Origin of the sequence: Polyangium jinanense (genome assembly GCF_028435265.1) — a bacterium.
Taxonomy (GTDB): Bacteria; Myxococcota_A; Polyangia; order Polyangiales; family Polyangiaceae; genus Polyangium; species Polyangium jinanense.
This window is the reverse complement of record NZ_JAGTJK010000021.1, coordinates 130699-157446: the sequence shown is the minus strand read 5'-3', so window position 1 is coordinate 157446 and position 26748 is coordinate 130699. Positions and strand designations below refer to the sequence as shown.

Annotated in this window: 23 protein-coding genes; 8 read left to right on the top strand and 15 right to left on the bottom strand. The window is 69.2% G+C overall.

Annotation, left to right across the window (positions count from 1 at the left end):
• Positions 1-11: 11 nt before the first annotated feature.
• The 3 genes from KEG38_RS31085 to KEG38_RS31075 all read left to right on the top strand — a co-directional run bounded on the left by KEG38_RS31085 (position 12) and on the right by KEG38_RS31075 (position 3346).
• On the top strand, positions 12-974 hold the full coding sequence (locus KEG38_RS31085; RefSeq protein ID WP_272423554.1) for a rhomboid family intramembrane serine protease: 963 nt from the start codon (positions 12-14) through the stop codon (positions 972-974).
• 59 nt (positions 975-1033) lie between these two features.
• Positions 1034-1741, top strand: coding sequence for a PA14 domain-containing protein (locus tag KEG38_RS31080; RefSeq protein ID WP_272423553.1), 708 nt, complete (start codon positions 1034-1036; stop codon positions 1739-1741).
• Between the two features lie 129 nt (positions 1742-1870).
• A complete protein-coding gene (locus KEG38_RS31075) occupies positions 1871-3346 on the top strand; it encodes a GTP-binding protein (RefSeq protein ID WP_272423552.1) in 1476 nt (491 codons plus the stop codon).
• Positions 3347-3513: 167 nt separating this feature from the next.
• Here the strand turns inward: KEG38_RS31075 and rodA are convergent, their stop codons facing one another.
• From rodA to KEG38_RS31040, 7 genes are all read right to left on the bottom strand, one after another.
• The gene (gene rodA / locus KEG38_RS31070) at positions 3514-4647 is read right to left on the bottom strand and encodes a rod shape-determining protein RodA (RefSeq protein ID WP_272423551.1); all 1134 of its coding nucleotides are present in this window, start codon (positions 4645-4647) and stop codon (positions 3514-3516) included.
• The gene (mrdA, locus tag KEG38_RS31065; RefSeq protein ID WP_272423550.1) at positions 4644-6593 is read right to left on the bottom strand and encodes a penicillin-binding protein 2; all 1950 of its coding nucleotides are present in this window, start codon (positions 6591-6593) and stop codon (positions 4644-4646) included. Before mrdA ends, rodA begins: the two co-directional genes overlap by 4 nt.
• Positions 6590-7117 (bottom strand): rod shape-determining protein MreD, encoded by a 528-nt coding sequence (locus KEG38_RS31060; protein WP_272423549.1) that lies wholly within the window; start codon positions 7115-7117, stop codon positions 6590-6592. Before KEG38_RS31060 ends, mrdA begins: the two co-directional genes overlap by 4 nt.
• A 23-nt stretch (positions 7118-7140) precedes the next feature.
• Positions 7141-8019 carry a rod shape-determining protein MreC gene (gene mreC, locus KEG38_RS31055; protein WP_272423548.1) on the bottom strand — a complete coding sequence of 293 codons (879 nt, stop codon included), beginning with the start codon at positions 8017-8019 and terminating at the stop codon, positions 7141-7143.
• 113 nt (positions 8020-8132) lie between these two features.
• Positions 8133-9167 (bottom strand): rod shape-determining protein, encoded by a 1035-nt coding sequence (locus KEG38_RS31050; RefSeq protein WP_136930736.1) that lies wholly within the window; start codon positions 9165-9167, stop codon positions 8133-8135.
• 223 nt (positions 9168-9390) lie between these two features.
• Positions 9391-9552 (bottom strand): 50S ribosomal protein L33, encoded by a 162-nt coding sequence (rpmG, locus tag KEG38_RS31045; RefSeq protein WP_136930735.1) that lies wholly within the window; start codon positions 9550-9552, stop codon positions 9391-9393.
• A 234-nt stretch (positions 9553-9786) separates the two neighbouring features.
• On the bottom strand, positions 9787-10707 hold the full coding sequence (locus KEG38_RS31040; protein WP_272423547.1) for an RNA recognition motif domain-containing protein: 921 nt from the start codon (positions 10705-10707) through the stop codon (positions 9787-9789).
• Positions 10708-11144: 437 nt separating this feature from the next.
• Between KEG38_RS31040 and KEG38_RS31035 the strand changes: the two genes are divergently transcribed.
• Positions 11145-12029 carry an acyl-ACP desaturase gene (locus KEG38_RS31035; protein ID WP_272423546.1) on the top strand — a complete coding sequence of 295 codons (885 nt, stop codon included), beginning with the start codon at positions 11145-11147 and terminating at the stop codon, positions 12027-12029.
• Between the two features lie 69 nt (positions 12030-12098).
• Here the strand turns inward: KEG38_RS31035 and KEG38_RS31030 are convergent, their stop codons facing one another.
• Entirely contained in the window at positions 12099-13070 is a 972-nt protein-coding gene (locus KEG38_RS31030) for a prolipoprotein diacylglyceryl transferase (protein WP_272423545.1), read from the bottom strand.
• 128 nt (positions 13071-13198) lie between these two features.
• Here KEG38_RS31030 and KEG38_RS31025 point away from each other — a divergent pair, with 128 nt between their 5' ends.
• From KEG38_RS31025 to KEG38_RS31015, 3 genes are read left to right on the top strand one after another with little or no spacing between them, the layout of a single operon-like run.
• Positions 13199-13951: a patatin-like phospholipase family protein gene (locus tag KEG38_RS31025; protein ID WP_272423544.1), complete on the top strand. Its 753-nt coding sequence runs from the start codon at positions 13199-13201 to the stop codon at positions 13949-13951.
• Between the two features lie 4 nt (positions 13952-13955).
• A complete protein-coding gene (locus KEG38_RS31020; RefSeq protein ID WP_272423543.1) occupies positions 13956-14504 on the top strand; it encodes a MogA/MoaB family molybdenum cofactor biosynthesis protein in 549 nt (182 codons plus the stop codon).
• The gene (locus KEG38_RS31015) at positions 14504-15706 is read left to right on the top strand and encodes a molybdopterin molybdotransferase MoeA (RefSeq protein WP_272423542.1); all 1203 of its coding nucleotides are present in this window, start codon (positions 14504-14506) and stop codon (positions 15704-15706) included. The genes KEG38_RS31020 and KEG38_RS31015 overlap by 1 nt, the downstream gene beginning before the upstream one ends.
• A 2-nt stretch (positions 15707-15708) precedes the next feature.
• Here the strand turns inward: KEG38_RS31015 and KEG38_RS31010 are convergent, their stop codons facing one another.
• The 4 genes from KEG38_RS31010 to KEG38_RS30990 are packed head-to-tail and all read right to left on the bottom strand — an operon-like array spanning position 15709 to position 18441.
• Complete coding sequence (locus KEG38_RS31010) at positions 15709-16188, bottom strand: molybdenum cofactor biosynthesis protein MoaE (protein WP_272423541.1); 480 nt, start codon at positions 16186-16188, stop codon at positions 15709-15711.
• Positions 16185-17123 (bottom strand): cyclic pyranopterin monophosphate synthase MoaC, encoded by a 939-nt coding sequence (moaC, locus tag KEG38_RS56105; RefSeq protein WP_372518203.1) that lies wholly within the window; start codon positions 17121-17123, stop codon positions 16185-16187. The genes KEG38_RS31010 and moaC overlap by 4 nt, the downstream gene beginning before the upstream one ends.
• A gap of 12 nt (positions 17124-17135) precedes the next feature.
• Positions 17136-18185 carry a GTP 3',8-cyclase MoaA gene (gene moaA, locus KEG38_RS30995; RefSeq protein WP_272423540.1) on the bottom strand — a complete coding sequence of 350 codons (1050 nt, stop codon included), beginning with the start codon at positions 18183-18185 and terminating at the stop codon, positions 17136-17138.
• A gap of 4 nt (positions 18186-18189) precedes the next feature.
• Positions 18190-18441 (bottom strand): MoaD/ThiS family protein, encoded by a 252-nt coding sequence (locus tag KEG38_RS30990; protein WP_272423538.1) that lies wholly within the window; start codon positions 18439-18441, stop codon positions 18190-18192.
• 107 nt (positions 18442-18548) lie between these two features.
• Between KEG38_RS30990 and KEG38_RS30985 the strand changes: the two genes are divergently transcribed.
• Positions 18549-22082: a serine/threonine-protein kinase gene (locus KEG38_RS30985; RefSeq protein WP_272423537.1), complete on the top strand. Its 3534-nt coding sequence runs from the start codon at positions 18549-18551 to the stop codon at positions 22080-22082.
• On the opposite strand, the gene KEG38_RS30980 is transcribed toward KEG38_RS30985, so the two are convergent.
• The 3 genes from KEG38_RS30980 to KEG38_RS30970 form a co-directional block, all read right to left on the bottom strand.
• Entirely contained in the window at positions 22079-23434 is a 1356-nt protein-coding gene (locus tag KEG38_RS30980; RefSeq protein WP_272423536.1) for a LysM peptidoglycan-binding domain-containing protein, read from the bottom strand. The two genes, KEG38_RS30985 and KEG38_RS30980, sit on opposite strands and share 4 nt — an antisense overlap.
• A 76-nt stretch (positions 23435-23510) precedes the next feature.
• The gene (gene ftsH / locus KEG38_RS30975) at positions 23511-25319 is read right to left on the bottom strand and encodes an ATP-dependent zinc metalloprotease FtsH (RefSeq protein WP_272423535.1); all 1809 of its coding nucleotides are present in this window, start codon (positions 25317-25319) and stop codon (positions 23511-23513) included.
• Positions 25320-25530: 211 nt separating this feature from the next.
• Positions 25531-26706 (bottom strand): hypothetical protein, encoded by a 1176-nt coding sequence (locus KEG38_RS30970; RefSeq protein WP_272423534.1) that lies wholly within the window; start codon positions 26704-26706, stop codon positions 25531-25533.
• Positions 26707-26748 lie beyond the last annotated feature (42 nt).

The following is a 26748-nucleotide window of genomic DNA, read 5'->3' as shown; positions in this document are numbered from 1 at the left end:
GGAGCGTCGACTTGGCAGAAGAAGCTCACTCCTCGCGGACGAAGGCGGTGCCCTGTGCGCGCTGCGGCGCGCTGAACGGTGCGGGCTTCGATCGCTGCGTGCGCTGCGGGCAGGCGCTCTCCACCGTCGCTCGCTCGCTCGATCGCTTCGGCGCGCGCCTCGACCCGGAAGCCTTGCTCGCCTCGAAGCTCGTGCTTGGACTCACGATCCTGGTCTTCGCGGCGCAAATCTACGTCGCGCTCCGCGCTGGGGGCTCCGAGGACGGGCTCTCGGCGTTGCTTCGCCCGGCGCCGATCGACACCCTCCGGTTCGGGGCGCTCCACGTGCTGCTCGTCTTCGCGGAGCCGTGGCGCCTCGTCTCGGCGATATTCGTGCATTTCGGCGCCCTGCACCTGCTCGGCAACATGTTCGTGCTCTCGTGGCTCGGCCGGATCGCCGAGCCTGCCGTGGGGCCGGCGCGCTTGCTCCTCACCTACGTCGTGACGGGCGTCTTCGGGTTCGTCGCCTCGATGGCCTACACGTTGTTCTTCGATCCCTCGGGCGGGGGGCTCACGGCGGGCGCGAGCGGCGCCGTCTTCGGAATCATGGGGCTCGTGCTCGGGATGCTGTACCGACAGCGAAACCCGCAGTGGAAGCGTTTCGCCCTGCAGGCCGTGCTCCTCAACGTGGTGTTCGGCTTCGCCGTCAACCAGGCCAACGTTGGTGTGGTCATCAACAACATCGCCCACCTGGGCGGCCTCGCCGCCGGCATCCTCCTCGGCGTGATTTTTGCCAAGCCCGTGCGTGTTTCCAGCCGGGACGGGAAATCGGACCTCGGGATGAACGTCGCCGCGGTGCTCGGCCTGCTCACGTGTGTGGCTTCGCTCGTCCTGGCGCAGCTCTCTCCGACGTGGCGCGAGCTCGATCAGAGCCGGCAGCGTTCGTCCTGGCGTGGGGCGGAGACCGGGCAAGTCGATTTCCAGACGAAGCGGTGATTGCAAAATCGTCTCCGACCGTCTACCGCCTCGTATCGATTTCTTCCCCAGGAGACGCCATGTCGCACAGCTCGCTTCGGCTCGCCCTTCTCGCCTCCGCGGTCGCCCTTGGCGGCTGCACGGTCTACGTCAACAACCGTCCCCCGTCGAACCAGCAGCAGCAAGCGCAGCCGGCGCGGCAGCCGTCCCGCGGCATGCCCCGCCCGACGAACGCGCAGCGGCCCACCACCACGACGCCGACCCAGACCGGGACCACCAAGCCCGCCGTCGAGCCGCCGCGCATCAACGGCCGCATCGCCTTCGGCAACGGCTCGATCGGCGCCTTCAAGGGCTACGCGTACGTGATCCCCAACACGACGACGAAGATGCCGGACTTCTCCAAGATGGTCCCCTTCGCAACGCTGCTCACCGACAGCTTCATCGTCCAGCGCCAGGAGTTCTCGGGCGGCTTCCCCGGCGCCCTCGCCCAGGAAGAGTGGTTCGGGATCCGCTACGAAGGCCCGTTCGACATCTCCAAGGACGCTACCTACCTCTTCAAGCTCGTCTCCGACGACGGCGCGATCCTCTACATCGACGGCGCGAAGGTCATCGACAACGACGGCGTGCACATGCCTCAGGAAGCCACGGCGCAGACGGCCCTCAAGGCCGGCCGCCACCAGCTCCGCCTCGATTACTTCCAGGGCAAGAAGGGCACGGTCGCCCTCTCCCTCTCGGTGGCCGAGGCCATCGGCGACGCCGTGCCGCGTCCCCTCGTGGGCGTTCGCTAGCTCGCGCGCCTCACCCCGCGATCATCCCGACTCTCTCCGCCCTTCGTTCGTCCCGACCCCTCGCAAGCGCCTCGATCCTGCGGCTTATTCGACGCGGCGGGTGGCCATGATGCTATCGTCGCCTCGCGTATGGCGTCGGTGAACCCGCTCTCGCGGGAGCTCGTCTTCAAGATCGTCTATTACGGCCCGGGGCTCGGCGGGAAGACGACCACGCTCGAGTACATCCACGCGACGGCCAAGCCCGAGCACCGCGGCAAGCTCGTCTCGCTCGCGACGCCCGTCGACCGTACGCTCTACTTCGACTTCCTGCCGATGCGCTTGCCGCCGATCCGCGGCATGAACGTGCGGCTGCAACTCTTCACCGTCCCGGGCCAGGTCTACTTCAACGCGACCCGCAAGCTCGTGCTCACGGGCTCCGACGGCATCGTGTTCGTGAGCGACTCGCAGATCGCGCGCGCCGACGCGAACCTCGAGAGCTTCGACAACCTGCGCGACAACCTCGCCGATCAGGGCCGGAACGTCGCGGACATGCCCATCGTCTTCCAGCACAACAAGCGCGACCTGCCCGACGTGCTCCCGATGGAGGAGCTCGATCGGATGCTGAACCGCTTCCGCGCGCCGTCCCTGCCCGCGTCGGCGAAGACGGGCATGGGCGTGTACGAGACGCTGGAGCGAATCACGCAGGTCGTGCTCGCGTCGTTCGAGTCGCAGATCCCCGAGTCGGTGCGTGCCGCGGCCGCAGAGGCCTACGATCCGGCCGAGGAAGGGCTCGCCGCAGCGCTGCGTGATGCTTCGCGCAGCGATCGTCCGCCCGTGAGCGCCGCGATGGTCAACCGCGTCGCCCCGAGCCGCGCCTGGGGCAGCGTGCCGCCCGACACGGGCATCGAGGAACCGGAGGAGCTGAAGAGCGCTGCGATTCGCCCGCCTCCCCTGCCCGTCACGAGCTTCCCCGAGGCGCAGGAAGAGCCGACGCCGTCGAGCGCGCAGCTCGCGATCGCGCCGCCCGCCGAGGCGCCGATCCTGCCGAAGACCGAGTCCGTGCGGCCACCGCCGCCGCCGTCCGTGCATCCGCCGCCGACGGCGGGCCGGCCGCGCGCGCCCGAGTCGGTGCGCAGTCGGACGCGTGGCTCGGTCTTCCCGCCACCGAAACCGTTCGCGCCGCTCGTCCCGCAGGCACCGGCTTCGGCGCCGGGTTCGAACCACGCGGGCTTGAACATCGGATCGAAGACCGAAGCAGGCGTGCACGCCGAGGGGCTGCGAGGCGCGGGGCTTTCGTTCGCGGAGCTCTGGTCCGATGGCGATCACGCGCTCATCCACAACGTCGAAGCGTCGATCGCGAACGGCCGCTACGCCGAGGCGATTGAGCAGTGTGATGGACTCGTGGCGCGCCAGCTCGCGAGCGCTGCGAGCTTGTTCGGCGCCTCGGATGCGCCGCGGGATCCCTCCACGGTGCCGCTCATGCTCGGGCTCGATGGACGCCGCTACCTGTCCTTCCGCTCGACCGTGCGTGCGGCGCGCGGGGGCGTGAAGATGACCGCGCGCGACGCGCTCGCGGTCTACGCCTTCGCGATCGACGCGCGGCTCGCGCGCAGCTCGATCCGCTGAGTGCTCTGCGCAGACGGCGTTCGACCATCAGCGGTGCATCGCGTGCATCGACCGCATCGCGGTCGATGCACCAAACGTCCAGGGCTTGCCCTGGTCCGGGTCGAGGGGCGGACAGCCCCTCGTCGGGTCCGGGGTGAAACCCCGGCGCTACGCTGCCAATCGCCCTCTCAAAGGCGATCAGGCGCGGGAACGACCGAGTAGCGACGCATCGACACGTTCATGAGCAGCGCGACGCACATGAGCATCGTGGTCACGCTGGAGCCACCGTAGGAGAAGAGCGGCAACGTCACGCCGACGACGGGGAGGATGCCGCAGACCATCCCTGCGTTGATGAACGCGTGCCAGAAGAGGATTGCGCCGCAGCCGACGCCGAGCACGGCGCCGAAGCGATCCTTGGCGAGCGAGGCGATGCGAATCGACCACAGGCAGAGGAAGCCGTAGAGCAGCACAAGCAGCACGCTACCGGCGAAGCCCCACTCCTCTGCGAAGACTGGGAACGGGAAGTCCGAGAACTGATCGGGCAGGAAGTTGAACTGGTTCTGCGTGCCCTTCATGTACCCGTTGCCGAAAAGCCCGCCGTTGCCGATGGCCACGCGCGAGTGATGCGCGTGCCAGCCGGTCTTGAGGATGTCGTCCTCGGGCTTCAAGAAGACGGTGACGCGCGCCTTCTGGTAGTCGAGCAGAACGTAGTTCCAGATGATGGGGAGAGCGCAGGCGACGGTCACGATGAACGTGAGCACGCTCTTCCACCGGACCCGCGTGAGCGCGGCGATCATCAGGAAGACGAGGACGTGGATCGAGGCGGTGCCGAGATCGGGCTGCTTCAGGATCAGCAGCGCGGGCACGCCCGTGAGCAGCGCGGGAACGAGGAGATCCTTCAGCGTGCGTCCTTCGCTGCGTGGATCGTCGTGAAGGAATTTCGCCAGTGCGATGACGAGGAAGACCTTCATGAACTCGCTCGGCTGGAAGCGGAAGGAGCCGAATTCGATCCAGCGCTTGGAGCCTCGCAAGTCCTTCGCGAAGATGAAGACCAGGACGAGCGAGAAGACGCCGAAGGTGTAGATGGCGTAGCCGAGGCGCTCGAGGTGGCGATAGTCGATGGCGACGAGGATCCCGCCGAGGATGCCGCCGAGCACGAGCCAGTAGATCTGGCTGATGTAGAGCTCGGCGCGCACACCCTGGTAGACGCTGGTCGCGCTGTAGAGGTTGACCACGCCGAGCACGGCGATGAGGGCCGCCGCGATGAAGAGCGGCCAGTCGAAGTGATCCCTCGCGCGGGGCGAAACGTCGCCGCGGATCACGGGGAGCCTCCTCGATCGGGTTTCGGCTGCGTTCGCGCGTTGCCCGCGTTGTTCACGCCGGCGCGCGGGCCGCGCTCGCGTGCGAGCTCGTTGTAGGCGCGGACGACCTCGAAGGCGACGGGCGCGGCGTGCTTGCCGCCGGCGCCGCCGTGCTCGACGAGGACCACGACTGCGACCTCGGGCGCGCGTGACGGCGAGTAGCCCGCGAACCACGCGTGCTCGCGGTTGAAGTACCAGACGCGTTCGGCCTCGGCGCCACGCGCGAGCTTGTGCGAGACCTGCGCGGTGCCCGTCTTGCCTGCCATGTCCACGCCGAGCACGCGCGCCTTGAAGGCGGTGCCCTCCTCGGAGTTCACGCCCGCGTAGAGCGCCTTCTGCACGAGCGAGAGGTTCTCGGGGCTCACGTCGATCTGCCGCCGCACGCGCGGCGCGAACTCCTGCACCACCGTGCCCGCGCTCGTCTCTACTGCGCGCACGATCTGCGGCTGGTAGAGCGTGCCGCCGTTCGCGAGCGCCGCGTACGCGAGCGCGAGCTGCAGGACGGTCACGGTCGTCGCGCCCTGGCCGATGGCGGCGTTCAGGCCAAAGCCGAGTCGGAACTGGCCCTTGTTGCGCAAGGTCATCCAGGCGCGCGTCGGCATGCGCCCGGCTGCCTCCGCGTTCACGCCGAGACCCGTCCTCGCGCCGAGGCCGAAGCGCTGGCCCATCTCGGCGATGACGTCCATGCCCACGCCGAGCTCGGCCGCGAGGCGGTAGAAGTAGACGTTGCACGACTCCGCGATCCCCTGGTGGAGATCCACCGGCCCGTGGACGTGCGTGCAGCGGAACGTGCGCTTGCCGAAGGTGAGCGCGCCGCGGCAGTTCGTCGCCTGGCGCGGATCGATGAGCCCCTTCTCCAGCGCCGCGAGCGCCGTGAACGGCTTGAACGTCGAGCCCGGCGGATACGCGCCCGAGATCGTCTTGTCGAGCGCGGGCTTGAGCGGATCCGAGTAGAGCCTGCGGAACGCGTCGCGGATGACCTGCTTGCCCGATCCGCCCGAGAGCGCGTTCGGGTCGTAGCTCGGCTTCGAGTAGAGGCCGATGATGCGGCCCGTGCGCACGTCGATCAGCGCGACGCCGCCCGCGAGCTCGCCGCGCATCGCCTTGTCGATCGCGCGCTGGATATCGGCGTCGAGCGTGAGTCGGAGATCGCGGCCCGGGATCGGATCGACGCGCCGCGGCTCCTCGATGATCCCTTCGCCGCCGGGCCTGCGCCGGCCCTTCGCGTCGACGAGCACCTTCTCCCAGCCACGCGAACCGCGCAGGTAGCTCTCCCACGCGCGCTCGATGCCCGTCGCGCCGACGCGATCACCCTCGACGTAGCCCGCGCTGCGGAGCTGGTTCAGCTTCTCCGCGTCGACCTCGACCATGTAACCGAGCGCGTGCGCGCCGACCTCTTCGTACGGGTAGTAGCGGACCGGCACAGGCACGACGTCCACGAAGGGCAGCTCGGCGTCGTGCGTGCGCAGCGTGGCCACGGCGTCACGCGAGATGTCCTCCTTGAGGAGGATCTGCTGGCTCTTCCGAGGGCCGTCGTTCGCGCGGATCGTGGTAAGCAGCGCTTCGAGCCGCGCGCGCTCGTCCACGCCGACGCCGAGGTACTCGACGAGCTTCGGCCATACCCCCTGCATGTCCATCTTCTCGGGGACGACGTACAGGTTGTACGAGGGCCGGCTCGCCGCGAGGATCTTGCCGCCCCGATCGCGGATGAGCCCGCGCGTCGTCGCGAGCGTGATGCGACGGACGATGTTCTCGCGGGCGATCGCTTTGTTGTCGTCGCCCTCGATGATCTGGAGCTGGAACAGGCGCCCGATCAGGATGAGCTGGAGCACCGCCATCGCGAGCGCGATCCAGCGGAAGCGGCGCCTGAACTCGCTGACGTCGGAGCGCTGAACGACGAGGCTCATCGCTGCCCTCCTTCTCCGGGCCTCGGCACGTTGATGGTCGCCTGATGCACGCGCTCGGCGAGGCTGAAGACGAGCGGCGCGAAGATCGCCGTCCCGATCGCGTGCGGCGCGACGAGCGTCGCGAGTGCGCGCGGCCTCGCCGTGTCGGTCCCGAAGATCGCCGTGAGCACCACGATGAGCACGCCTTCGAGCAGCGCGAAGGCGAAGGCGAGCGCGACCTTCGTGAGGAGCGTCTGCGCGGCGAGCCGCACGCCCGCGGCGCGCGCGACGACGAACGTGGCGACCGTGATGAAGGTGAACAGGCCGATGGGCGCGGCCGAGAACAGATCGAGCAGGTAGCCGAGCAAGAACGCGAGCGCCGCGCCGCGCGCGATCGAGTACTCGTGCACGCCCATGAACACCACGAGCGGCAGGAGCAGGCTCGGCGTGATCCCCGCGATCTGCAGCCGCCCGATCAGCCGGTAGAGGTTCGACTGGATGATGAGAAGGGCGACGCCGACAGCGAGAAATGCGGTGTTTCGCATCGTCCTCTCTCCTCCTCCCGACCTTACCGCCGCGGCGTGGACGAGCCAGACGCCGAGGGTGCCGGCTGGGCCTCCTCCGGGGGCGCGGAGGTGACGATCAGCACCTCCTCGAGCCGCGAGAAATCCACGGCAGGTGTCGCGTAAACCTGCTGGTAGATGCCGAAGTCCCGCTTCACGACCTGCGTCACCTTGCCGACCGGGATGCCCTTCGGATACCGCTTCCCGACGCCGCTCGTGACGAGCAGATCGCCGACCTCCACCTCGTCGGTGCGCTGCACGTACTCCACGCTGCAGAGGTACTTCGTCTCGTCGCCCGTCCCGCGGACGAACCCACGCGCGCCGGTCCGCTGCACGACCACGTCGACGCCGCTGCCTGCGTCGACGACGAGCCGCACGTCGATCGTGTCGCCCGAGACCTTGAGCGTCGTGCCCACGACGCCGTCGGGCGAGATCACGGGCAGGTTCGGCTGCACGTCGCGCGACTCGCGATCGAGGGCCACGCGCGCGACGCGGAAAAACTCGTTCGTGTTTTTCCCGACAACCTGCGCGCTCACGACGTCGGTGCGGACGCTCGTGCGCAGATCGAGCAGACGCCGGAGCCTTCGGTTCTCCTCCTCGAGCGCTTCGAGCTTGCTCACGCGCTCGCGGAGACGCGCGTTCTGCGAGGCGATCCGCGCGTTGTCCTCCTTGACGTCGACCAAGTAGATGTAGTCGCCCCAAATGTTCGAGAGCCCGCGCGCCAGCGTCGCCGCAGCGTACTGGAGGGGCGTCGCGATCCGGACGATCACCTTGTCGGCGCCCGTGACCTTGCCCGGATCACGCATGCTGGCCCGGAGGAACCAGAACGGCACCGCCAGGGCGAGCAGGACGATGGCCAGGTCGCGGTAACGCTTGAAGTTCATGCTTCGGGCGGCGCTGCCGCCGGGAAGGCGGCATCAGGCAACGCGCGGGAGGTCCCCGCTCTTCCCTCGATGCCACGAGAGACGCGCGGACGCTACCTGCACACGCGCTCCGGTCAGCTGATCGTGACTTCTTTCAGGAGCTCGAGGTGATCGAGCGCTTTTCCGCTGCCGAGAACGACGGCGCTGATCGGATCGTCACAGACCATCACCGGCAGACCCGTCTCTTCGCGAAGCAGCACGTCGAGATTTTTCAGGAGGGAACCGCCGCCGGTGAGGACAATCCCCTTGTCCACGATGTCCGCCGCGAGCTCGGGGGGCGTGCGCTCCAGCGCGACGAGCACGGCGTCGACGATCGCATTCGTTGGTTCTGCAAGCGATTCGCGGATCTCGTCCGAGTTCACGACCACGGTCTTCGGGATGCCCGCGACCATGTCGCGCCCTTTGACCTCCATCGTGAGCTGCTGCTCGAGCGGATACGCGTTGCCGATCGTGATCTTGATCCGCTCAGCCGTCTGCTCGCCGATGGCCATGTTGTACTTGCGCTTCATGTACGCCATGATGGACTCGTCCATCTTGTCGCCGCCGACGCGCACGCTCTGCGAGTAGACGATGCCGGCCAGGGAGATGACCGCGACCTCCGTCGTGCCGCCGCCGATGTCGACCACCATGTTGCCCGAGGGCTCGGTGATCGGAAGGCCGGCGCCGATGGCCGCCGCCATGGGCTCCTCGATGAGGTACACCTCGCGCGCGCCCGCGCCCTCCGCGCTCTCTTTCACCGCGCGTTTCTCGACCTCGGTGATGCCGAAGGGCACGCAGATGATGATGCGCGGCTTGACGAGCGTGCGGCGGTTGTGCGCGCGGGCGATGAAGTAACGCAGCATCGCCTCGGTGATCTCGAAATCGGCGATGACGCCGTCGCGCAGCGGCCTCACGGCTTGGATGTTCCCGGGTGTGCGCCCGAGCATTTCCTTCGCCTCACGGCCGACCGCGAGCACCTTCTTGCCGCCGCGGTTGTCGCGCTGCACGGCCACCACGGAAGGCTCGCAAGAGACGATGCCCTTGCCCTTCACGTAGATGAGCGTCGTGGCGGTGCCGAGATCGATCGCGAGATCGTTCGAGAACAGGCCGTAGAGCCAGTCGAAGATCATCGCATCGCCTTCGAAGCTTGGGGTCCGGTCCGCCCGAGACGTGCATCCATGCCGCACGGGCAGACGGCGGTCCTATCATCCATGGTAGGTGGTCGCAACGAGAGCGCCTGCTCAGGTCGGGCACACCCGTTCAGCAGCAAGCACGGGCGAACCCATGGCCATGCCATGGATCCACCCGTCAATCACATTCCCACGTGCACAGGCAGATCCCGAGAAAGGCCGATCAGCCCTTCGAGATCTTGCCTTCCTTGTGCTCGTAGTGCTTGCGGCACACCGGACAGAACTTCTTGATGACGAACTTGTCCGACATCGTCCGCTTGTTCTTCGTCGTGTGGTAGTTCGCCCGGCTGCAATTGCCGCACGTCAGCTTGATGATGTCGCGCATGGCTGTCTCCTGAAACTCACCGGTTTCGCGCCGGCTCGGTCACGGGCACGCTCGCGTGAGGCGCCGCGAAACCCGCCCTCCACGACCCCACCACGACGGGGGGCGCAAAGGAGGGCGGTAACCTACGGAATTTCCCGCCGCTGTCAACGTCGGCGAGCACGACCTTGGGCAAAGATCGCAAACGAGCCGTGACGGGCGAGCCCGAGCCGACGCTCGGGCGCTCGCCGAGCCCGATCACTCGTCGTCTTTTCCGCCGTCCCTCCAGTCGTCGTCGCGGCCCCAGTTCTTGTTGTTGCGACGTCCGCCGCCACCCCCAGGGCCGTCCCCGTCGTGGCCACCGCCGCCGCCGCCACGACGACGACGATCGTCAAACGTCTTGCGTTGTGGAGGCGGAGGAGGCGCGGGGGCGTAACCGCTCGACCCACCACCACCGCCGCCGCCATAACCGCCGCCGCCATAACCGCCGCCGCCGCCATAACCGCCGCCGCCGCCGCCGGCGTAACCGCCGCCGCCGCCGGAACGCTCCGCGCCAGCCGGACGTTCGCCCTTGGGATGCGCGAGGTTGACGACGAGCCGACGGCCACGCACGTCCACGCCGCGCAGCGCTTCGATCGCGCCCTTCGCCGCCTCGGCGCTCGCCATCGTGACGAACCCGAAGCCGCGCTTGCGTCCGTCCGCGTCCATCGGCAAGTGCACGCGCACAACGGGGCCTGCGCCGGTCGAGGTGATCATCGACTCGACCTCCTCGATGCTTGCGTCGTACGGGAGGTTGCCGACGTAGAGAGTGCGGTCGGGCGCTGCCGCAGCAGGCCCACCACCGCCCATGCCACCACCTCCACCACCCATGCCGCCGCCCATCGGGCGCCCGCCGCCCACGCCGCCTTCACGGCGCGGAGGCTCGGCCTGGAAGGGCCGCACGGAGATCGACTTGCCGCCCTGGAACGAGCCGTCCAGCGACTCGCGAGCGGCGTTCGCCTCTTCGCTCGTCGCGAGCGTCACGAACCCGAAACCGCGCGGCCGACCCGTCGCGCGATCCTTCGGCAGGCTCACCTCGACGACGTTGCCTCCTGTCGCCTCGAAGAGCCCGCGGAGAACATCTTCGGTAATGGAGTCGGGCAGTCCTGCTACGAACAACTTACGAGAATCTTCAGCCATCGAAAAACCTGCGCACCATCGATCCTAGCGCCTCGCCTTCGAGGCTCGCGCCCTCTTGCTTGCCTCGAACACTCTCCCTGAGAGGCGCGTCTCGCATCACGATGGCGAGGACCGTACCTCCTGGGACGAGCTACAGCCCACGATATATGGCCCACTTCCCGCGTCAAGGGAGCCTCTCTCGGCCCGTTCGTCCCCGAGCGCGTCGATTCCTCCGCGGCAGCCCCCGAGCCCCCGCCTCCGCAGCCTCGCCGACCCCTCCCGTCTCGCCCTTCCCGCATCGCCGTTCGGTCGCTGAAATCAGGGCGGCGAAAGGCTTTACGCAGCGAAAAAAACAGGCGTAGGGAGACGTTCGGCGCCCGGGCGACCGGGACGGAGGATCCGCTTGCGTCGTCGGACGTAAATCGTGTTACGACCCGTTCCCCGAGGTTCAAAACGCGATGGCGGAGCACTTCAACATCGAGCGCTTGATGGATTCGTCTGGCAGGGTCGACCTTTCGGACATCGACTGGTCCGAGGTCCCGAAGCACCCGATGACCCCCGAGGCGATCCGTTGCCTGCGGTATTTCCTGCTGACGGAGAACTCGACGTTCTTCTACACCAAGGCCCTCATGTCCACGAACGCCGTGTACGAGGAGCCGGAGATCGCGCCCTTCCTCTGCGTGTGGATGTACGAGGAGGAGTTCCACGGACGTGCCTTCCGCAGGTTCATGGAAGCGCTGGGCGAGCCGCTTTCTCCGACGTACCGGCGTGACATGTTCCTCTCGCGCAGCCCCGGCGAGCGGATCGACGAGTTCGGGCAGAACATGCTCGGCAAGCTCTTCCCGACGCACTGGCCCGGCGTGCACATGGTCTGGGGCACGATCCAGGAGTTCACGACGTACAGCGCCTACCAGGCGCTCATCGAGCGGATCGATCACCCGATCCTGAACAAGATCTGCCAGCGGATCATGAAGCAGGAGCTCCGCCACTACGCGTTTTATCGCGAGCACGCGAAGCGCCGCCTGCAGCGCGATCCGATGACGGCGAAGATCGTCTCCGCGGCGCTGAAGCTCGCCTGGACCCCCGTCGGCGACGGTATGTGCTCCAAGGAAGACGTCCTTCACACGATCCGCTTCCTCTTCGACGGCCTCGACGGCAAGGCGATCGCACGCGTCGATCAGAAGATCAGCGAGTTGCCCGGGCTCGAGTGGTTCGACCTGTTCACGAAGTTCGCCGATCGCCACAACATCCGACGCGCGCCCGACGCGTGGTTCCCGCGTAACTTCCGCGCCAAGAGCCAGCCGAAGGTCGAAGCCGAGCCCGCGCTCTTCGACGCGGAGTGACGCTCGACAGCCACGCTCGACGCGAGCCACGACGGCGTGGATCGCGTCGAGCGACCTGCTGTCCGCCCTCTAGCTCTCCTGCCCCGCCGCGCCGCTGCTCTCGCTGCCCTCGCCGCCCTCTTCCGCAGCCGTGTTCTCCACGGGGCGAGCCTTCTTCTTGCGCTTCTTCTTGCCCGCCGCGGGCGGCGCGCCATCCGTGGGCACCGCCTTGTTCTTGGCGATCACGAACGTGAAGTAGGCGCCGACTGCGAAGAGGCCGAAGCAGGCCCATTGCGCGGGCGTCAGGCCGCCGTACCGCGGATCGCCGCCGAGCATGCTCGCGCCCTCTTCCTCGCGGAAGAAGTCGAGCACGAAGCGCACGGGCGCATACGCCATGCAGATAACGCCGGTGAAGTAGCCCGGCGGCCGCGGGCCACGACGCCAGAGCATCGTGACGATGATCGCGAGCGGGATCGTCAGGAAAAACTCGTAGAGGCCGAGGTCGTAGCGGCCGACCCATCCGCTGCCCATCGGGTAACGAACCGCGAACCATGCGTCGGAGAGGCGGCCCGGGTGATCGTGCACGACGGAGCAACCGGCGCGGCCGAAGATCCAGGCGATCGGGAAGGTCGCGACGACGACGTCCGCGTACGGGAGGACCTTCTCGCGCTTGATGAACTTGTACGCGAAGCAGCCGATGATCGCGCCGATGAAGCCGCCGTAGCTCGACAGGCCGTCCCAGAGCATCAGCAGGTAGAGCGGATCACGAGCGACGCGCTGCGGGTGGTAGAAGATCGCGTCGAGGACGTGTCCGCCGACGAACCCCGCGGCGACGACCCAGAAGATGAACTCGTTCATCTTCTTCGTGTCGAGGTTGCGCTCCTTCGCACGGTGCATCGTGATGACCGAGCCGATGTAGACGCCGAGCGCGACGAGCGTGCCGAACGGCTTGATCGACGGCGGGTGAGCCGGGTCGAAGAGCTTGCCCAGGACGGGGACGTCGAGCAGGAAACCGAGCGGGATCTCGGGGAGCGAGATGTAGGGGATCAGCGGCTCTGCCACGCGGACGTGCGTAGCGCAGCGCGCGCGCCGACGCCATGGACGCGCGCAGCGAGCCTCACGCTTCCGCGCCGAAGGCCCCTGCCCCGGCGAAGGGTGACGTCGAACACGGGCTCTGATAAGACCTCGGCGTGCGAGCGCTGTCCTTGCCCGGCTGCGCCTGCCGGGCGGCGTTCCAGTTCGGCGTGCTCTCGCGCCTCGTGGCCGCGGGCGAGCGCTTCGATCTCGTGGCGGGGGCCTCGTCGGGATCCATCTCCGGCGCGGCGCTCGTCGCGGGTCTCGCGGCCGTGGGCCCGGACCTCTGGCGCTCGATGGCGAAGACGCCCGTCGTGTCGCGGCGCTACCTGCAAAGCGAGCGGAGCCCGTTCGGGATGAGCGCGGTGCTGCGCGGCGCGCTCGAACGCTTCTTGCCCGAGGACAAGCTCTACGGGACGAAGACCGAGCTGCTCGTGGCGACCACGCACGCGCGGCGCTTCTTCGCGGGGAGGAAGGACGCGCTCGTGGTGCACTCGAACCACGAGCGTCGCGACATGCACGACGTGCTCGTGGCCTCGTGTTTCATCCCGGTCGTGTACGCGCGCGTGCCGCGGCTCGACGGAGACGTGCACCTCGACGGAGGCGCCGCGGACAACACGCTCATCGACACGCTCGTGGCGCGCGGGGCGACGGACATCACGGTGATCTCGCCGTTTCCAGGCGGGAAGATCGCGCGCACGCTCTTTTCGCCCGAGGAGCCCCCGACAGCGCCGCCACACGTGCGCCTGCGCCTACTGTTTCCCGAGCGGCCGCTCCGGCAGCGGCACTTCGACTTCGATCCGGATCCGATGGAAGAGGCGCTCACGATGCCGCACCGCTCGGTCGTCATCGAGCCGAAAAGTCGTTGAATTTATGAGAACCAACGAAAGTCCCGAGGTCTTCAAGGTCGCCACCTTCACCCTCAGCGACACGCGCACGCCGAGCGACGACGTGGGCGGCCGCGTGCTCGTCGATCGCCTGCGGGCGGCGGGTTTTACCGTCGTGTCGCACGCGATCCTGCGCGAGGAGCGGGACGAGCTTCGCGAGGCGATCCACTACGTCTGCGACGCGGACACGGCCGACGCGATCGTGCTGACAGGCGGGACGGGGATCGCGCCGCGGGACCGAACGATCGAGGTGATCGAGCCCATGCTCGACAAGACGATCGACGGCTTCGGCGAGGCGTTCCGCAGGCTCTCGTGGGATCAGATCGGGCCCCGCGCGATCCTCTCGCGCGCGATCGCCGGCGTGGTGCGAGGCAAGGTGATCGCGGCGCTGCCGGGCAGCCCGAGCGCCGTCGAGCTCGCGGTCGATGCGCTGCTCGCGCCGACGTTGGCGCACGCGATCGCGCTGGCGTCGGGGCGAGGCGGGAAACACGCCGCGCACGGCCATCCTCACGGCAAGCACGGGAGGAAACACTGATGCTCTCGTATCGCGACGCTCTCGCGCGCCTGCTCGCCGCGGCGAAGCCCGTGGGCAAGGAGCGCGTGAGCGTGGATCAGGCCGCCGGACGCGTGCTCGCGGAGGACCTCGTCGCGCGCGCGCCGATGCCTGCGTTTGATCACAGCTCGATGGATGGCTACGCGGTGCGCGCCGCGGACCTCGAGGGAGGCGGGCCGTTCGAGTTGCCCGTGGTCGGCGAGAGCTCGGCAGGCGGCGAGAGGCCCGCGCTTGCTCCGAAGACCGCGTGCCGGATCTTCACCGGCGCTCGGCTTCCCGAGGGCGCGGATACCGTGATCATGCAGGAGAACGTCGAGCGGCGCGGCGACGTGATCGTGATCCGCGAGGCGCCGCGCGCGGGCGCGTGGATCCGGCGGCGTGGATCCGATCTCGCGGAAGGCGCGGTGGCGATCGCGCGGGGCACGCGGATGACGCCGGGTCACGCGGCTCTCGCGGCGGCGCTCGATCGTCCTTTCGTGCTCGTCGCGCAGCGGCCCGTGGTGACGATCCTGTGCTCGGGCGACGAGCTGCGATCGCCAGGTGAGCCGGGGAAGCCCGGATCGATCGCCGAGTCGAACGGTGTGTTCGTGGCGGCTGCAGCGCGGCAGATCGGGGCGATCGCGCGCGTGGGTGCGTACGTGCCGGACGACCTCGATGTCGCGCGCGCGGCAGTCGTGGAGGCGCTGCGCGGAAGTGATCTCGTGGTGACGATCGGCGGCGTGAGCGTCGGGGATCGTGACGTGATGCGGCCCGCGTTCGAAGCGGCCGGCGTGACGCTCGATTTCTGGCGCGTGGCCATCAAGCCGGGAAAGCCGATCGCCGTGGGTCGTGCCGGCGACACGCACGTGCTCGGTTTGCCCGGCAATCCCGCGAGCGCATCGCTCACCTGGCTGCTCTTCGGCGCGCCGCTCGTGCGCGCGTTGCAAGGCGATCCGGCGCCACTCCCGCGTCGCGAGCGCGTGGTCGTGGTGGGCTCGTACGAGCGCACGCCGGGCCGCGAAGAGTTCGTCCGCGCGCGGATCGAGCCGGGCACGGGCCCGGTGCGCGCGCGGATCCTGCCGAATCAGGCGTCGGGCGCGGTGACGAGTTTTGCCGAGGCAGAGGTGCTCGTGGTGGTGCCCGCGAGCCAGGGGAGCGTCGAGGACGGGAGCGAGCTCGAAGCGATCCGGATCGACGCGTTCTGAGGTCAGCGCTTCTCGTGGTGCGCGTGCGCGTGATGCTCGTGTTCGCCGTGATCGGGTGCGCAGCGCGCGTCTTCCCAGCCGACCCAGTAAGGCCCGTCGGGGCCGTGCTCGCGTTTCCAGATCGGAAGCCTGGCCTTGATGCGATCGATGAGCTCGCGACACGCGCGGAACGCCTCGCCGCGATGGGGGGCGCTCGTGGCGCATGCGACGGCGACGTCGCCGACGTGGAGAGCGCCGATGCGGTGCGTGGCTGCGACACGAACGCCCGGGATCTCGCGCTCGAGCTCTTCGAGGATCCGCTGGAGCTCGGCCTCGGCCATGGTGCCGTAGGCCTCGTATTCGAGCAGGCTCACGGCGCGGCCGTCGTTCATGTTGCGAACGACGCCGAGGAAGGTGGCGATCGCGCCGGCCTCGGGACGCGCCACGATCTGGATGACCTCGTCGAGCGAAAGCGCCTCGCGACGGATACGCGTCGTGCTCACGGCGACCTCCGGAAGTGGCCCGATCGGCCACCACTCTTCTCCACCAGCATCACGTCCTCGACGACCATCTCGCGATCGATGCCCTTGAGCATGTCGTAGAGCGTGAGCGCGGCGACCGATGCGGCCACCATCGCTTCCATCTCCACGCCGGTCCTGTCCGTGGCCTCGGCGCTCGCCGTGATCGTCACGCGCGCGGCAGCCTCGTCGACGTCGAGCGCGATGGCCACGTGCGTCAGGGCGATCGCGTGGCACATCGGGATGAGCTCCGGCGTGCGCTTGGCGGCCATGATGCCGGCGATTCGCGCCGTCGCGAGCACCTCACCCTTCGGCGTGTCGCCACGCGCGAGGCGAGCCGCGGTCTCGGGCCGCATGCGCACGCGCGCGACGGCGACCGCGCGCCTCTGCGTCGGCTGCTTTTCGGCGACGTCGACCATCCGAACATCCCCGCGAGGACCGAGGTGCGAGGAGAGGCTCGTCGCATCGGTCGCGTGCACCGCAGCGCGCGGGACGAGGACGTCGAGCGCGGCGGAGAGGATCGTCGGATCGCCACGCTTCGCCGCGCGGCGGACGCAATGCACGAGAGAAAAACGAACGAGCCCCGAGAGTGAGGCCCACGTGCGTGCGTCGATCGATCGACCCGTCGGCAAAGCTTCGCGCAGGCCTTCGGGCAGGTGATCCGAGCTCGGATCCACGGCGAGTGGCATCGGGAGCGCAGGCGGGTGGGCTTGCTGCACGACCTCGTTGACGGTCGCGACGTCGACGACGGCCTCGGCGCCGGCGCGTGTGATCCGCCGTCGATCCTCGAACGCGAGGGAGCGCCATCCTTCGAGTGGCAGCCGGAGCCCGGCGTGATCGAGCGCGCGTCGCGCGGCCAGAGGGACGAGATCCAGCGCGGGGCCGATCTCTTCGGCTTCGAATGAAAACACTTCGTTCACGGCGGCCGGATCCTACCCGCCGATCGCGCGCATGGACACACCCGCGGCGGTCTCCTCGGTGCAGCCCTTCCAGATCGTGCCGTCGGGCTTCATCGACCAGGCGAGCCCGATCTGCTCGACGATCGCCTCCGCGTCGCCCGCGCGCGCAGGAGCCCCTGCGTCGACGCCGTCGTCCGTGGCGAGGCAAGGACGCAAGACGCCCGTCGACGAGACGCGCAGGCGATCACAGGTCTCGCAGAACGTGTCGCTCGTGCCCGTGATGAACCCGACGCGCAGCGCCGGATCGTGGCGCGCGTGCACGTACTTCGCGGGGCCGAGGCCCGGATCGGTGACGGCCTCCTCGGGGAGGAGGTGCGCGTCGAGCGCGCGGCGCATCTCGGCCGCCGTGACGAGATGATCGGCTACGAGTTTGGCGCCCTCGGCGATCGGCATGACCTCGAGGAACCGCGGCAAGAGCCGTTTTTCCCAGGCCCAGAGCAAGATGCGCTCGAGCTCGTTCTCGTTCACGCCGCGCAGGACGACGGTGTTCAGCTTGATCGGGGAGAACCCCGCTTCGATCGCGGCGTCGATGCCCGCGAGAACAGCGTCGAGATCTCCGCCGCGCGTGACCTCGCGAAAGCGGACGGGATCGAGCGTGTCGATCGAGACGTTCACGCGATGCAGTCCCGCGTCGCGCAGCGGCCGCGCGAGGCGTGCGAGCTGCGAGGCGTTCGTGGTGAGCGCGAGATCCTCGAAGCCGAGCGAGGAGAGGTGCGCGACGATCGCGACGATCTCGGGATGCACGAGGGGCTCGCCGCCCGTGAGCCGCACGCGGCGCACGCCCGCGCGGCGTAGCGCCTCGAACATCGTCTTCCACGCCGGCGTCATGAGGCGGCCGTCCGCGTAGCCGTCGTTTCGCGAGGGCCGGCAGTACGTGCAGGCGAAGTCGCACCGATCGGTCACGGAGACACGCACGCTGCGCGGCGGCGGGCCGGCCGAAACGCGCGTCGGCACGAGCGAGCGCACGCCGAGCATCGGCAAGGAGCGCCGCTTCTCGACCGTTGGATCGTTCACCACCGCCATCGCCTCATCCTCCCGCAACGGGCGGGATCAACGCGACCTCGTCCCCCGACCGGACCTCCTCGTCGGGCCGCGCATACGCGCCGTTCACCGCGACGCGGATCGATCGCCGATACGGCACGAGCGCGGGAAAACGGCTGCAAACGTGGTGAAGAAGCTCCTCCGCGGTGCACGGCGCGTCGAGCGGAAAGACGAGCTCCGACGCACCGAGCACGTCTCGCGCCCCCGCGAACGCGAGCAGCCTCACCGTGTTCGACATGTTCCGTAACGTAGCATTGTTGGATCGAGGTTGACAGATCGGGCGCGAAAACAAGCCGTCTCGTCGCTGTGCCGAGCGGCCAGGGGCGCGATATAGTCGCCCGTCCGATGAGCGAGCAAACCGGCACGATCGGCAAGATTTTGGCCGGACGGTACCAGGTTCGGAGGGAGCTCGGGCGTGGCGGCATGGGGGTCGTCTACCTCTGCCGCGACCTCGTGGCTGACGACCGTGTGGCCGTGAAGGTCCTGAGCCGACCGGGGGCGCGACCACGCGCCGAGGAAGCGTGGTGGTTCCACGAGGAGGCCCGCGCGCTCGCGGCGCTCTCGCACCCGTGCATCGTGCGCGCGCGTGACTTCGGCGCGCTCGCCGACGGCACGCCGTTCCTCGTGATGGATGCCGTGCCGGGTCGCTCGCTGCACGAGTGGCTCTACCTCGCACAAGAGGAAGGCGGCCTGCCGTGGCCGCTCATCTGGAAGATCACCGACGACGTGCTCGCCGCGCTCGCGCATGCGCACGCGCGCGGCGTCATCCACGGGGATCTCAAGCCCTCGAACATCCTCGTCGACATCCCGCACGACGACTCGGAACCGCCGACGGTGCACGTGCTCGATCTCGGGCTCGCGTGGCTCATGCAGGATCGCGTCGATCACAGGCTCGACGGCTCGCCCGTCTCGAAGCCGACGATCCGCTGGGGCGCAGGCACGCCGGGGTGGATGGCGCCGGAGCAGATCCGTTACGCCGCGCCACACGTGGGTCCGTCGACGGACCTCTACTCGCTCGGCTGCGTCCTGTTCACGATGCTCGCGAACCGCGAGCCGTACGAGGGCACGGACGAGGAACTGCTCGCGAAACACAAGAGCTCGCCGCTGCCCGAGGTGCCGCTCCGTCCAGGCATCCCGCCGGACATCGTTCCGCTCGTGCGGCGCTTGATGAACAAGCGGCCGTGGCAGCGCTTCGAGTTCGCGGCCGACGCGCGCGCGCTCCTCTGGCGCATGCGGCCGCGCAGCGGAGACCCGACGGCGACGCCGAGGCCCTCGGCTGCGCCGCCGATGTCCATGCCGCTGCGCGACTCGCCGCTCGTCGTCGAGAGCAACTACCTCGACTCGCAGGTGACCACGACGGGCCTGCTCGGGCTGCGGCCGAGCCCTTTCGTTGCGCGCGCGGCGGAGCGCTCGCGCTTGCTCGACGTGGCGAACCAGATCGCCACGTCGGAGAGCCCAGAACACCGCTTCTTGTTGCTTTCGGGCGAAGCCGGCGTGGGCAAATCGCGCCTCGCCGAGTGGCTCTGCGAGGAGGTGCACGAGCGTGGCCTGGTGGTGCCGCTGCGCGCGCGGTACCGGAAGATCGCGGCGCCGCTCGACGGCGTGGTCGGCGCGATCGTGCAGCACTATCGGCTCGAGCGCGAAGTGCGTGATGTCGTCGAAAAAGTCCTCCTGAACCAGTGGGAGGTCGCGCCCGAGGACGACGAAGGCAAGATGTGGGTCGCCGCGACGGCCGAGTGGATCCGGCCCTCGTCGCAAGGCGACGCGATCGGCCCGACGGGCAAACGCTTCGCGCTCTCGTCGGAGACGCGGTGGCGCGTGATGCAGTACGCGCTGCAAAAGATCGCCAAGAACCGTCCGCTTCTTTTGATGCTCGACGATCTGCATCACGGATCGCCGACGACGTTCGAAGGGATGGCGCGGCTCCACCGCGAGACGCCGGGCCTCCGGCTGCTCATCGTGGGCACCGTGCGCGACGAGGCGATCATGACGGACCCGGTCGCGCGCGAGTGGGTCGAGTGGCTCTTGCGCGAACTCGGCGGCGATCGCCTGACGCTCGAGCCGCTCGACCCGACGCAGACGCACGCGCTCCTGCGCGAGACGTTGCCGCTCGACGAGGCGGCCGTGGTCGAGGCCGCGCAACGCAGCAAAGGCAACCCGCTGTTCGCGCTGCAGATCGTTCATGCGTGGGCGACGGGCGGGCACATCGAGCTGCGCGACGGGCGGTACGTGGTGCCCGAAGCGAAGCTCGCGATGCGCGCGGCCACGACGGCCGAGCTCTGGGAGGAGCGGCTGCGCGCGATCCCCGAGGATCTCCGGCGCGGCGCGCGCGCGGCGGCGGCTCTCGGCGGCGACATCCGCGAGGACGTGCTGCGGCTCGAGCTCGGGGCGCTCGGCGTGGACGCGGAGCGCGCCGTGGCCGCGATGAAGCGCGCGCAGATCCTGCTCGCGTCCGGCGAAGAGCGCCTGCGATGGCCACACGCGCTCTTGCAAGAGCACCTGCTCGGGCAGCTCTTCGCACAGCCCGACGCGGCCGCGGTGCTGCGCGCCGCCGCGAACGCGCTCGCGCATCACCCCGACGCAGGCAGCCGGCGCATCGTGCGTCACCGCGTGATGAACCTCGTCCGCGCGGGCGACGTGAACGTCGCCGCGGAGCTCTTGCACCGATCGATCGCGGAGTCGTGGGGGCGCAAGCGCGACGTGCAGGCGACGCTGCGCGATCTGTCGCTCCTCGACGGTCGGCTCGAAGGTTTGCTGCTCGCGCGGCATCGCAGGTGGCGCGCCGAGGCGCTGCGGCACGCGGGCAGGCTCGAAGACTGCCGCCGTGAGGCCGAAGAGGCGCGCAGGCTCTTCCACGAAGCAGGGGATCCCGAGAGCGAGGCCGCGTGTCTCCGGCTCCTCGGTCACGCCGCGAGTGATCTCGCCGCGCCCGCCGAAGGGCGCAAGCTCGTGGCGAAGGCGCTCGAGATGTTCCGGTCGCTCGGCGACACGCACGGGCAAGCGCTCTGCGAAGTGATCATCGGGGAGATCGATTTCCTGCTCGGCGATCACCTCGAAGCGGCCCGTATCCTCGAGAGCGCAGGGCCCAAGTTCCAGGCCGTCGGTGATCGCCTCGGCCACGCGCAGTGCCTCGTGCTGCACAGCTTCGTCGAGCAGTCCGGCGGATCGCCCGAGAAGGCGCGCGCGCTCCTCCGCACGGCGCGCGCCGAGTTCGACGCGATCGGCTATCGCCTCGGCATGGCCCAGTGCGACGTCACGCTCGCGCACTCGGATCACCGCGAAGGTCGGCTCGAAGAAGCGCGGCGGGTGGCGCTCCTGTCGCGCCGGAGCTTCCGCGACCTCGGCAACCCGCGCGGCGAGGGCGCGTGCGAGCGTCTGCTCGCGATGACCGCGTTCGACGCGGGTCAGCTCGACATGGCGGACGCGCACGCGCGCGCCGCGACGGCGCTCTTCGATCGGCTCGCCGATCCGTGGGGGCAGGTCGAGATCAAGATCATCGTCGCGCAGATCGCGCTCGAACGTGGGCAAGCGGAGGTCGCGCGCGCGGCACTTGCCGAGTGCGAGGCCACGGGGCTCGCCGAGGCCGAGCCGAAGCAACACCTCGCGCTCACGCGGGCGTGGCTCGCGTACCACGAGGGCCGGTTCCAGGACGCCGCGCACGAGCTCGATCAAGCGCGCAAGGCGTTCCAGGATCCGAGCCGCACCGGCGATCACACGCCCGAGCTCCTGCGCAGGTTCAGCCGCATGGGCTGGCCCGCGCCCGCGAGCGAGACGATCGCGGCATGGATGCGCGCGCTCTCCACGCGGAGCCCGCTCTCGACGCCGCCGCCCGCGGAGCAAGCCGCCGCAGCGCCGCCCTCCGCGAAGCCCAGCAGCTAGACCCAGCCGTCGGGGATCACCGCAGGATCGAGGTCGCGCAGGCCGCGTTCGAGCAGGTTCGCGAGCACGACCGCGGCCTCGGGCGCGCCGGCTGCGCGGGCGCGGCTCGAGAACGCTTCGATCTGCGCGAGCGCGTCACGGCGCGAGAGCACGCTGTAGTCGACGGCAGGCAGGCCGAGGCTCCGGTATCCGTCGCGGATCACCTCCGCGTGGTGTGCCGCGAACCGAGGCGCGACGGTCCTGCGGTAGTAGAGCAGGCGAACCGTGTGATCACGCCGCGCCGAGAGCGCGGCGCGTTCGTCCGCGGGAACGTCGGGGTGCGCGAGGAGCGCATGCAGCGCGTCGTAGTAGTCGCGGAGCTGCCCCGATTGTGGGTCGTCCACGACGAGATCGCCGCTGTCGTAGAGCGCCTGGAGCGGCTCGAAGTATGCGAGGTCGATGCGCAGCGATTCGAGCGGTCGCGCGGAGTTGCCGTCATCGAGACCCGTGACGCGGCTCCAGACGACGACGTTCTCGCCCTTGCGCGTATCTTCCGCGATCGAACGATCGATCGTCTCCGCGCGCCCCCGCGTGGCGCGCTCCCAGAGCGCCTCGTGTGTCGTCGCGCCGCTCTCCGCGCCGGGTGCTGATCCTGCGTAGGCCCAGATCGTTGCCACGTGCGGGAAGATCGCCTGCAGGCGGAGGAGCGCGTACCGACCACCCGAGTAACAGCCCGAGACGTGCACGTCCTCGATCGCACGCGCCGCGCGAGGCATGGCCGTCGCGAGTTCACCGATCGCGTCGAGCGTGAGCGTGCCGTTCTCGTCGCCCCACACGCCCGCGCCCACGCTGTGCCCGGAGAGCACGAGCCGCGCGGGGATCGAGCGCCCCTTCTCCGCCTCGGCCCAGACCTCGGCCATCCGGCCGAGCTCGTCCCGCGCGTCCGGCGGCGCATCGATGAGAACGCGCGCGATCGCCGCGGTCTGATCCGGTGACATCGAGAGCGTCCGCGCGAAGCCGAGCGCGCCCTCCTCGGTCGAGAGATCGTGCACCACGCCCGCCACACGCAGCCGATCGTCGCCCTCGGGCGAGTCGAGCACGGGCACCACATCCACCCCGGTGCTCGCGAGCGCGCGGTGCTCGACGACCGCGCCCGGGTTCATCCCAACGAACAGGATGCGGTCGTTCGGCCCGCCCTCCGTGGGGATCTCGAGCCCCCATCCGATCCGCACGAAACCCGGATTCGTGCGGAGGCTCGGGTACGTCGCCGCATTCGCGTCGACGAGCGCCCCGACGGAGACATCGAAACGCGCGGCGATACGCCCGAGGGTATCGCCGCGTCGAACGGTGTAGCGCTGAGGGGGTTGGGGCATGCGGAGAAGGATCACGCCGCGCGGAGGACCCGGCAAGCGCCGAGCAGATCCGCATGCCCGAGGAGGGACGTACGTTTCAGGCGGAAGCCGCGAGCTCCGCGGGCGCTGCCTCGGCGTGATCGGCGCCCTTCTCGAAGCACGCGACGATCGCGGCGCCGACGAGCGTGTCCGCTTCGAGCAGGCGCTCTGCGAGGAGGAGGACGCCGTCGCGCGTCTCGCGGACGATGCGGCAGGCGCGCTCGAGCTGCTGCTCGACGAGCTTGCGCGCGACCTCGTCGACACGCGCGTGCAGGTGCTCGCTGTGCGTCACGTGGCCCGGATGATCCGTCACGTTGATCGGCCCGAGCTCACTCATGCCGAGCTCGGCCACCATCTTCCGCGCGAGCGACGCGGCGCGCTGGATGTCGTCCGCCGCCCCCGCGGTCATCGTGCCGAGCACGACCATCTCCGCCGCGCGACCGCCCATGAGCATGCAGATCTGATCCTCGAGGTACTCCTTCGTGTAGAGCAACCGATCCCGCTCGGGCAGCGCCTGCGTCACGCCGAGTGCTCGACCGCGCGGGAGGATCGACACCTTGTGCACGGGGTCCGCGTGCTTCGACGCGAGCGCCACCGTCACGTGCCCGGCCTCGTGGACCGCCGTCGCGCGCCGCTCCTCCGCGTCCATCACGAGGCTCTTGCGCTCCTCGCCCATGAGCACGCGATCACGCGCCTTGTCGATGTGCTCGAGGTCGACCTTGTCCGCGCCGCTGCGCGCCGCGAGGATCGCCGCCTCGTTCAAGAGGTTCGCGAGCTCCGCGCCGGAGAAACCCGGCGTCACCTTCGCCACGTGCGCGAGGTCGATGTCCTCCTTCAGCGCGATCGGCCGCGCGTGCACCTCGAGGATCTCCCGACGACCACGCAGATCCGGCAGCGGCACCACGATCTGACGGTCGAAGCGGCCGGGGCGGAGGAGCGCCGGATCGAGCACGTCCACGCGGTTCGTCGAGGCCATGACGACGATGCCCGTCGTGTGATCGAAGCCGTCCATCTCGACGAGGAGCTGGTTCAAGGTCTGATCGTGATCGGCGGAGGCCGAGTCCCCGCCGCGCCCGCGCGAGCGGCCGACGGCGTCGATCTCGTCGATGAACACGATGCAGGGCGAGACGCGGCGCGCCTCGGCGAAGAGGTTGCGTACGCGGGAGGCGCCGACGCCGACGAACATTTCCTGGAAGCTCGAACCGGACGCGGAGAGGAACGGGACGCCAGCCTCGGTCGCGACCGCGCGCGCGAGGAGCGTCTTGCCCGTGCCAGGCTCACCCGTGAGCAGCACGCCGCGCGGCGCGCGTCCGCCGAGGCGGCCGAAGCGCTCGGGGTTCTTGAGGAACTCCACCGTCTCGGCGAGCGCCTCTTTGACCTCGTCCATGCCGGCGACGTCCGTGAAGCGGACCTTGCCAACGCCGGGCGACTGGCCCTCCGAGAAGTGCGCGCGGCTCTTCCTGCGGTGCATGCCGAGGCCCACGGCGCCGAGCGCGAGCATCACTGCGATCGGCGCGAGCGCCGTCGCCGCGCGCGCGCCCGCCGATCCCTCGCGCGAGCCGTACTCGACCGCGATGCCCGCTGCGGCGAACTTGTCGACGAGCGCGTGCCGCGCCTCCTCGTCACCGACGATGCCCACGCGAAGAGAACCGTCGGCACCCCGGATCGAGAAGCGTTCACCCTCCACGCGCACCTCGGTGACCGCCTGCGATCCCGTGATCTGCGTGAGCTCGGTGTAAGAGATCGTCCCCTCGCGCGGTCCTCGCAGCGAGTAGACGAGGGCACCGATCGTCACCGCGATGATCAGAACGACCACCGGACCGACCACACGCCCCAGCCGCTTTTCGAATCTCGAGAGCCATCCCATCGCGTCGCACCTCGTCGCCCGGCCCATCCGATCCGGCGCGCAGTCGACCAAAACGGTCGCAACGGCCGGCGGTTTGCAGCCGGGGCGAAGCACGATAGCTGCGAGGAGGTTGTCCGCCAGCGTGGACGATGACGTTTTATGGCCTGATTTCCGAGACTTACAGACTCGGCGAGCGGCCTCCAGCAGACGTTGTTCCGGGTTTGTCCGGAAGTCAGAACGCGAGACCGGCGCGAAGACGGAAACCGTTGATGGTCGCGCCATTCGAGCCGCCGAGCGGGCCGCCGAGCGGGACGAGGAATCCGAGCCCCGCGCGCACGGCGAGCGATTTGCCGACGGGGATCGTGCTGTTCACGTCGGGCTCGATCACGAACTGCGCGCCGGAGTAGTCGCTCGTGCCCTTGGTGACCGGCTGCTGGGAGACCGCGAGCCACGCGCGCAGGCCCGGCGAGATCATGCCGTCGAGGAAGTCGTAGAAGAACGACGCGCTCGTCACCCAGTTGTACGCGGGCGAGTGCAACGTGCCGGCGGCCTCGCTCTCGGGCGCGCCGCCGCCCGTCTTGATCATGAGCTCGAACTTCGTGCTCGCCGCGAAGTGCAAGAGGCGCGTGTCGTAAGCGAAACCGACGCTCGGCGTCGCGCCGAGACGGTTCGGCGTGTAGGGCGCTTGCTCCTCCCAGCCACGCGCGCCAGCGACGGCCTGGTTCAAGATCGCCTGCGGCCTCGCGCCTGCCGCATCCTGCTCCGGGAACATGTCGCCCTGCGCGGTAGGCAGGGCGATCGCGAGGCTCACGGGTAGCGTCATGCGTCGCTTCAACTTGAAGCGCGCATGCACGCTCACCTCGATGTTGCCGAGCACGAACGAGTCGACGGGGTTCTCGATCGGACCGTCGACGCTGCCCGTCGCGAAGGGCACGCGGGCGCCGATCGCCCACGTCTCGTTCAGACGCCAGAAGAAGTACGGAACGAACGAGGCGACGGTGACGTCGGTGGGATCCGTATCGCTGAGGACATCGCGGATCTCACCGAAGCCGATCACCATGTCGACGCCGACCTCGCGCGGCGGGAGCGCGCGGTAGTTCTCTGCCTTCGCCTCCTCCGCCTTCTCATCCTCTTCCCTCTTCTTCGCGCCCGTCTTGCCGGACGGCGCGAACTTCCCCTCTTCCTCCGAGCCGCCGACGCCCCAGTCGCCCTCCTGCGCGGGCGGGAGCGGCGGGGGCTCGGCCGGCGGCGGAGGAGGCGCGTCAGGGTCGATCTCCATGTCGGTCCCCTTGCTGGGCGGCGCCTGGGCGAAGGCGAGCGCGGGGACGGCGACGAGCGCGAGGGCGAAGGTGGAGAAGCCGACGGCGAGCTTCCGTTTGGTGCTGGAGAAGGGCGTGGGGCGTAGCATGCTCGGTGTCACGGGAGTGGGCCGCGACGCTACCATGCAGCC

Excerpts from the sequence above, each read along its gene's own strand:
- KEG38_RS31080 (WP_272423553.1), top strand. The coding sequence starts at position 1,034 with ATGTCGCACAGCTCGCTTCGGCTCGCCCTTCTCGCCTCCGCGGTCGCC.
- KEG38_RS31075 (WP_272423552.1), top strand. The coding sequence starts at position 1,871 with ATGGCGTCGGTGAACCCGCTCTCGCGGGAGCTCGTCTTCAAGATCGTC.
- mrdA (WP_272423550.1), bottom strand. The coding sequence starts at position 6,593 with ATGAGCCTCGTCGTTCAGCGCTCCGACGTCAGCGAGTTCAGGCGCCGC.
- KEG38_RS31060 (WP_272423549.1), bottom strand. The coding sequence starts at position 7,117 with ATGCGAAACACCGCATTTCTCGCTGTCGGCGTCGCCCTTCTCATCATC.
- mreC (WP_272423548.1), bottom strand. The coding sequence starts at position 8,019 with ATGAACTTCAAGCGTTACCGCGACCTGGCCATCGTCCTGCTCGCCCTG.
- KEG38_RS31050 (WP_136930736.1), bottom strand. The coding sequence starts at position 9,167 with ATGATCTTCGACTGGCTCTACGGCCTGTTCTCGAACGATCTCGCGATC.
- rpmG (WP_136930735.1), bottom strand. The coding sequence starts at position 9,552 with ATGCGCGACATCATCAAGCTGACGTGCGGCAATTGCAGCCGGGCGAAC.
- KEG38_RS31040 (WP_272423547.1), bottom strand. The coding sequence starts at position 10,707 with ATGGCTGAAGATTCTCGTAAGTTGTTCGTAGCAGGACTGCCCGACTCC.
- KEG38_RS31035 (WP_272423546.1), top strand. The coding sequence starts at position 11,145 with ATGGCGGAGCACTTCAACATCGAGCGCTTGATGGATTCGTCTGGCAGG.
- KEG38_RS31020 (WP_272423543.1), top strand. The coding sequence starts at position 13,956 with ATGAGAACCAACGAAAGTCCCGAGGTCTTCAAGGTCGCCACCTTCACC.
- KEG38_RS31015 (WP_272423542.1), top strand. The coding sequence starts at position 14,504 with ATGCTCTCGTATCGCGACGCTCTCGCGCGCCTGCTCGCCGCGGCGAAG.
- moaA (WP_272423540.1), bottom strand. The coding sequence starts at position 18,185 with ATGGCGGTGGTGAACGATCCAACGGTCGAGAAGCGGCGCTCCTTGCCG.
- KEG38_RS30990 (WP_272423538.1), bottom strand. The coding sequence starts at position 18,441 with ATGTCGAACACGGTGAGGCTGCTCGCGTTCGCGGGGGCGCGAGACGTG.
- KEG38_RS30985 (WP_272423537.1), top strand. The coding sequence starts at position 18,549 with ATGAGCGAGCAAACCGGCACGATCGGCAAGATTTTGGCCGGACGGTAC.
- KEG38_RS30980 (WP_272423536.1), bottom strand. The coding sequence starts at position 23,434 with ATGCCCCAACCCCCTCAGCGCTACACCGTTCGACGCGGCGATACCCTC.
- ftsH (WP_272423535.1), bottom strand. The coding sequence starts at position 25,319 with ATGGGATGGCTCTCGAGATTCGAAAAGCGGCTGGGGCGTGTGGTCGGT.
- KEG38_RS30970 (WP_272423534.1), bottom strand. The coding sequence starts at position 26,706 with ATGCTACGCCCCACGCCCTTCTCCAGCACCAAACGGAAGCTCGCCGTC.